General features: G+C 48.1%; 6 protein-coding genes. 5 read left to right on the top strand and 1 reads right to left on the bottom strand.

The window, feature by feature from the left end; all coding sequences use genetic code 11:
• From J4G02_20410 to J4G02_20390, 5 genes are all read left to right on the top strand, one after another.
• Positions 1-1,848 (top strand): hypothetical protein (locus J4G02_20410; protein MCE2396890.1); only part of this gene is annotated, 1,848 nt, incomplete at its 5' end.
• 109 nt (positions 1,849-1,957) lie between these two features.
• Positions 1,958-2,578, top strand: coding sequence for a sigma-70 family RNA polymerase sigma factor (locus J4G02_20405; GenBank protein ID MCE2396889.1), 621 nt, complete (start codon positions 1,958-1,960; stop codon positions 2,576-2,578).
• 3 nt (positions 2,579-2,581) lie between these two features.
• The gene (locus J4G02_20400; protein ID MCE2396888.1) at positions 2,582-3,175 is read left to right on the top strand and encodes a zf-HC2 domain-containing protein; all 594 of its coding nucleotides are present in this window, start codon (positions 2,582-2,584) and stop codon (positions 3,173-3,175) included.
• Positions 3,176-3,206: 31 nt separating this feature from the next.
• Complete coding sequence (locus J4G02_20395) at positions 3,207-3,593, top strand: hypothetical protein (GenBank protein ID MCE2396887.1); 387 nt, start codon at positions 3,207-3,209, stop codon at positions 3,591-3,593.
• A gap of 20 nt (positions 3,594-3,613) precedes the next feature.
• Positions 3,614-3,964, top strand: coding sequence for a hypothetical protein (locus J4G02_20390; GenBank protein MCE2396886.1), 351 nt, complete (start codon positions 3,614-3,616; stop codon positions 3,962-3,964).
• Between the two features lie 52 nt (positions 3,965-4,016).
• Here J4G02_20390 and J4G02_20385 read toward each other — a convergent pair whose 3' ends face one another.
• A complete protein-coding gene (locus J4G02_20385; GenBank protein MCE2396885.1) occupies positions 4,017-5,477 on the bottom strand; it encodes a sulfatase-like hydrolase/transferase in 1,461 nt (486 codons plus the stop codon).
• Between the last annotated feature and the right edge of the window lie 46 nt (positions 5,478-5,523).

Here is a 5,523-nt window from a genome sequence, read left to right as displayed (position 1 = left end):
TTGCCGACCACAATGGCGCTCATTTACAATGTGGTAGTCACCCTAACGGTGCTAATCACCTTTAATTCCCTTCTCAAGCGTTTCCTGCCACGTTTTGCCCTCAAACAGCAAGAGTTTTTGACGGTCTTTGTGATGCTTTCAATTTCTTCAGCGATCTCCGGGCACGACATGATGCAAACAGTTGTGCCGACGGTTCCCGACGGTTTCTGGTTCGCCACCCCTGAAAATGAATGGAAAGCACTCTTTTGGCGATACATTCCGCCCTGGTTCACGATAAACGACTTTTCAGGAGTGGAAGCCTTCTATGATGGTGAAAGCACATTTTACACCGAAATCCATATCCGGGCTTGGCTGCGCCCTATCTTCTGGTGGACGCTATTTTTGACGACACTTATCTGGGTGATGATCTGTCTAAATATCCTAGTTCGCAGGCAGTGGATTGAACATGAACGATTAGCATATCCAATCGTCCAGCTACCGTTGGAAATGACCCGTCCCGACGGCAGGCTTTTTCGATCGAAGATGATGTGGCTTGGATTTGCTATCGCGGGTGGAATTAATCTGATCAATGGATTCCATTTCTTTTTTCCGGCACTGCCAGAACTCCCGGTGCGCCACGCAGAGATTGGTCAATACTTCACCCAAAAACCGTTTAACGCTATCGGCTGGACACCGGTCTATATTCGCTCCTTCGCCATTGGACTTGCTTTTCTGACACCGTTGGAGATGTCTTTTTCGTTATGGTTTTTCTATTGGTTCTGGAAAGGGGAACGGGTATTGGGGAGTGCGCTTGGGCTGACAGCACTGCCTGACTTTCCCTACGATTGGTCACAGGTCATGGGCGGATATTTGGCGCTCGCGTGCTTTGCACTTTATGGCGGAAGACGTTACTTTCTTTCAATCTGTCGGAGCATCTTTTCATTTCAACGAGAACACAGCGGAAACGGAAGGCAAACTCAACCCTCCGCGGAAATTGGCGTTGACAATATTTACCGGCTTGACGAGTCAAAAGAGCCAATGTCATACCGGTGGGCATCTGTTGGATTGATCTGCGGGTTAATCATTCTGCTGGCTTTTTCGTATAAAGGTGGAATGGCATTGTGGACCGTAGGAATTTATTTTCTTATCTACTATCTTTTGGGAATGAGTATCACGCGGGTTCGTGCCGAAGTGGGACCACCAATGAATCGCGTCAGATCCACACCGCATGAATTTCTCATCAATCTATTTGGCACGCGGCGGCTGTCCCCCGGTAGCCTCACCATGATGCGGTTTTATTTTACGTTTAATCGCGGTTCCCGTGCCCATCCGATGCCCCATACCCTCGAAGGGTTAAAAATCGCCGAAGAATCAAAGATGAATTCAGGGAGACTGGTTGTCGCGATGATGTTAGCAACGGTCATGGGAATTCTTGCCGCTTTCTGGGCATACCTCGTTGTCGGCTACGAAATCGGCGTGGTCAGTGGCTTGGGCACTGGTGGGTATAATCTCCTACAAAGTTGGCTTTATCATCCGACCGACACAGACATTCCGGGCGTCGTTTTTACAGGATTTGGTTTCTTCTTTACCGGTTTCCTCTGGTGGCTACGAACACGATTTCCCCTCCTGCCTTTTCATCCAGCGGGCTACCTCCTCAGTGTTGAGCGGTGGACGATGGGAAGACTCTGGTTTTCGATATTCATCGCGTGGGCAGTCAAGACCGTGTTGCTTAAAGCGGGTGGAATCCGTCTATATCGAAAAGCGTTCCCTCTCTTTTTGGGATTGATTCTTGGAGAGTTTATCATCGGTGGTGGGTGGGTGCTTATTCGACTCCTGTGGGACATCGAAGTGTATTCGTTTTATCGGTGATGCAGTTTGCAACCGATAAAGAGAAGCGTTCCAAACTTTTTTGAAACATATACTGACCATCTGTGTCTATCTATTCTGAACGTTAAATTGTCACAAACGAGATAAGCCGATGCCACAAACAGATTGTCGGAAAGACGATAGAACTTTATCCCACTCAACCGATGCAAGTCAAGCGGATGATAACGAATTAGTCAAACGGGTGTGTAGAGGCGAGGCACAGTTGTTCAGGCTGTTGATTGAGCGTCACCAACAGCATATCTTCAACCTGTGTTATCGTATGCTCCGACAGTTTGAGGAGGCGGATGATGCAACACAGGATACGTTCCTGAAGGCATATCGTTCCCTGAAGCAATTTCGCGGTGACGCCCGCCTAAAAACATGGCTATGTCGAATTGCTCGGAACGAGTGCCTTAATCGTTTGCGCCATGAAAATATGGCTTCACTTGATAAGCAACTGGCAACAGATTACAGTTTTCAGATTGCCGATTCAACGCCATCGCCGTTGGAGTTGATTGAGCAGCGGGAAACCCAATCCATCGTTCACGAGGCTATTAACAAACTCCCGCACCGGTATCGGTTGGTTATCACGCTCTTTCACCTCAACGGACTTTCCTACGAAGAGATCTCGCAGGTGATGGAAATTCCGATGGGAACGGTGAAAACCCATATCTTTCGCGCAAGAGAACTGCTAAAATCGAAGTTGCAAGCCTTTGTAGAAGGAAAAATATGAACCATGGATTGTAAAAATTTTGAAGAGCTGTCTCAATTATACATAGATGCGGCGCTCGATGACGAGCGTATTTCTCAGTTTGAAGTCCATCTGCTCGCCTGTAATGGTTGCAAGCAGAAGATGGAATACCTACAAGCGACTCTCCGCGGCATCGAAAGCTACCCACAGCTTGACGCCCCTTCAGATTTGGCGGATAACGTGATGGAGAGAATAGAGGGGACCGCATCGTCGTGGGACTTCTCTCAAGAGCTAGTATACATCACAAATGTATCAAGGCAACTCGCTAGCGGACAATTGACAAGATTCCTCAAAGCGTTCGCCACAATGATTGTTAGTTTAATTTTATTACCGCCTAGAATCTACCTTCGCGCTTTTGCAATCGTATTCCAGCGAATTCACACCGTGCTAGTGAGATGGAGCCATTTCTCGAAAACTCAAACACTGCATTCGATTGAATCATCACGCCGTTCACTCGCCAAATCTCATCGAAATCCGCTGAAACGGGTTTATCCAAATATATTGTATCACTTGAATCCGCTGACGAAATTGACATATCAACCGATTAACAGCCTGAGGCGTCACACGTTATTCAATTAACTCAACCTTAGAAACAGTAGGAGGAACAACAATGGATACACAAACTACATCAACGCAGCCAGAATCTGGCAGTTACAAAGGGAAATCATTGAAGATTCTCGTATTCGACGGTGATTTAGAAGCACCAGCCGTGTGTGTTGCACTACCGCTATCTCTTGTAAAGTTGGCAGGACGGCTCCTGCCGCCGTCTGCAAAGCTGATACCACTCATGGTCGATCTCGCAATAAGTCAAAATAAGCAGTTTGAGGAATCTGCCCAACTGATTCGTGAGAAATACGCTAATTTTGACTTCGTTGAGACTTTCACCACCATCTGTGGAGTGATTGAAGAAGGGATTGACGAACTCGAAGATATCGGGACATTTGACTTTGTGTCGGTACTTGATGGAAATGACGGCGTGACGATTCGCATCGAGTAATGTCACGACTGGAGGGCATCATGAGCAGGTTAAGTCAGCGGCGTGTCGCACTCGTTCTAAGAGTTCGCATCCTCAACGGAGATGCAGTCAAATCGGAGCGGAATATCTGGATTCCCCTTCCGCTTCTCCTTCTCCTTGCGTTCGTTCTGGATATGTTTGTCTGCGTTTCTGTTCATGTGGCTTCAATCGTGTTCCTCGCCTTTGGCAAGAAAAGATGGAGGGATTCGTTTCAAAAACTGCTATCGTTTCTAAGAGCCGCAACGCGATTTTTTTTTCTGACACGATTGAGTTACGGTCTGCTGCGTCATGGGAATGCGCTCGAAATCCGTGTGGTTGATGGAGGAAGCGGTTTCGTTGTTTCGGCAGAATGACCCACGATTCCAAGTCTAATGTCAGAACACCCGAGTGTCTCCACAAGAAATTTTAGGACGCAGATAAGCCTTTCCACTCAGTTCCCAGGCGTGCCCCCCAATTCGATATGACGCTGCGCGGATTCGGATGCTCAATCTGCCATCGGTTTAGTCTAGCTTCTTGGGCAAGCAGGTTTGCGCGACACGAATCAATTACATCTTCATATCCTGACTGACTCATCAAATTCCGTGTTTCCCACGGATCTTCCTGTAGATCGAAAAGCTGCGCCCGTCCAAGACGCGATGCGTCCGGTCCCGGCGGACGGAAATCCTCCGGGTCAGCAGGCTTATACTCCGTAACATATTTATATCTATCCGCGACAACCGCTCGTCCCCAGTAATTGCTTTCCACATAGGCGAATTCACGCCAAGGTCTTACATCACCTTCTGCAAGCGGACGCACGCTCATACCTCCAATTCTTGGAATTTCGCCTCGCTCGACCTGCACGGATTCCGGCGCATCTATACCAGCATAATCATAAACTGTGGGGACCACATCCACGCCAGAGATAAAATGTTCCCTATCGAAACGGTTTTTCTGTACCGGCACACCGTCCCCCAAGCAAGCAACGATGAACGGGACACGAATGCTTTCCTCGTATAGCGTGAACTTTTGAAACATCTGATGACTGCCACACGCTTCGCCGTGATCTGCACTGAAGACGATAATCGTGTCGTCGCAGAAAGGTGTCTGTTCAAGTACGTTAAGCACGATACCGATCTCCGCATCAACCTTTTCGATGAATCGGTAATAGTTCCAGATCAAATACCGCCAATGGAACTCGTCCCAGTCTCGCACTCCATTCAGAATTGCCGAGTGAATGAGCGCGTCATCGGTTCTGCGGCAGACCTGCTGCAACACAGTTTCGCTTTCATCGTAATGGAAGTTTTCAGGCAGCGGCGGCAAGTCATCTTCAGTAACAATTCCCTGCCGCAACGGATTTGGAATGCGCTTTTCCTCGTGGTTGTGCAGATATTCACACACATCGTGCGGATTGACGTAACCAATCTGTAGGTAGAATGGTGCGTTACCGTCGTAGGTTGTCAGAAAATCTATCACAGCGTGCGTAGAAGCTGAATCGTAATATTCCCCACCACCTGCACCGATGTCACGTTTGCCATAATACAGGGTGTGGAAACTTTCGCGGACATTTCTACCCGGTACGTGCCACTTGCCACAATGGAAAGCGTTGTATCCGCTGGCATTCAGAATTTGTCCAATATCCTGAATTTCCTCGTGCATATGCCCACCGTTAAAAGGCACCCCCGTCTCTGAAGTGTAAAGTCCCGTTGCCCAACTTGATCGCGTAGCAGCACATACCGGATCGCTACAGTAAGAACGCATGAAAGATGTCCCGTTTCGGTGGAGGCGGTCAATGTTCGGCGTGTGCACGTATGGATTTCCATAAGCGGAAACAGCGTTCCAAGATTGCTGATCCGTATTGATAAAGAGGATATTCGGTCGTTTGTTCATGCACTGCCTCCCACGATTTCTCTAAGCACAAGGGTTTGGAAGAAGT

Source organism: Candidatus Poribacteria bacterium, from assembly GCA_021295755.1.
Taxonomy (GTDB): domain Bacteria; phylum Poribacteria; class WGA-4E; order WGA-4E; family PCPOR2b; genus PCPOR2b.
This window is presented reverse-complemented; position numbering and strand designations above follow the sequence as displayed.

What these genes read in the sequence shown, in the direction of transcription:
- J4G02_20390 (MCE2396886.1), top strand. Translation starts at nt 3,614, where the DNA reads ATGAGCAGGTTAAGTCAGCGGCGTGTCGCACTCGTTCTAAGAGTTCGC.
- J4G02_20395 (MCE2396887.1), top strand. Translation starts at nt 3,207, where the DNA reads ATGGATACACAAACTACATCAACGCAGCCAGAATCTGGCAGTTACAAA.
- J4G02_20400 (MCE2396888.1), top strand. Translation starts at nt 2,582, where the DNA reads ATGGATTGTAAAAATTTTGAAGAGCTGTCTCAATTATACATAGATGCG.
- J4G02_20385 (MCE2396885.1), bottom strand. Translation starts at nt 5,477, where the DNA reads ATGAACAAACGACCGAATATCCTCTTTATCAATACGGATCAGCAATCT.
- J4G02_20405 (MCE2396889.1), top strand. Translation starts at nt 1,958, where the DNA reads ATGCCACAAACAGATTGTCGGAAAGACGATAGAACTTTATCCCACTCA.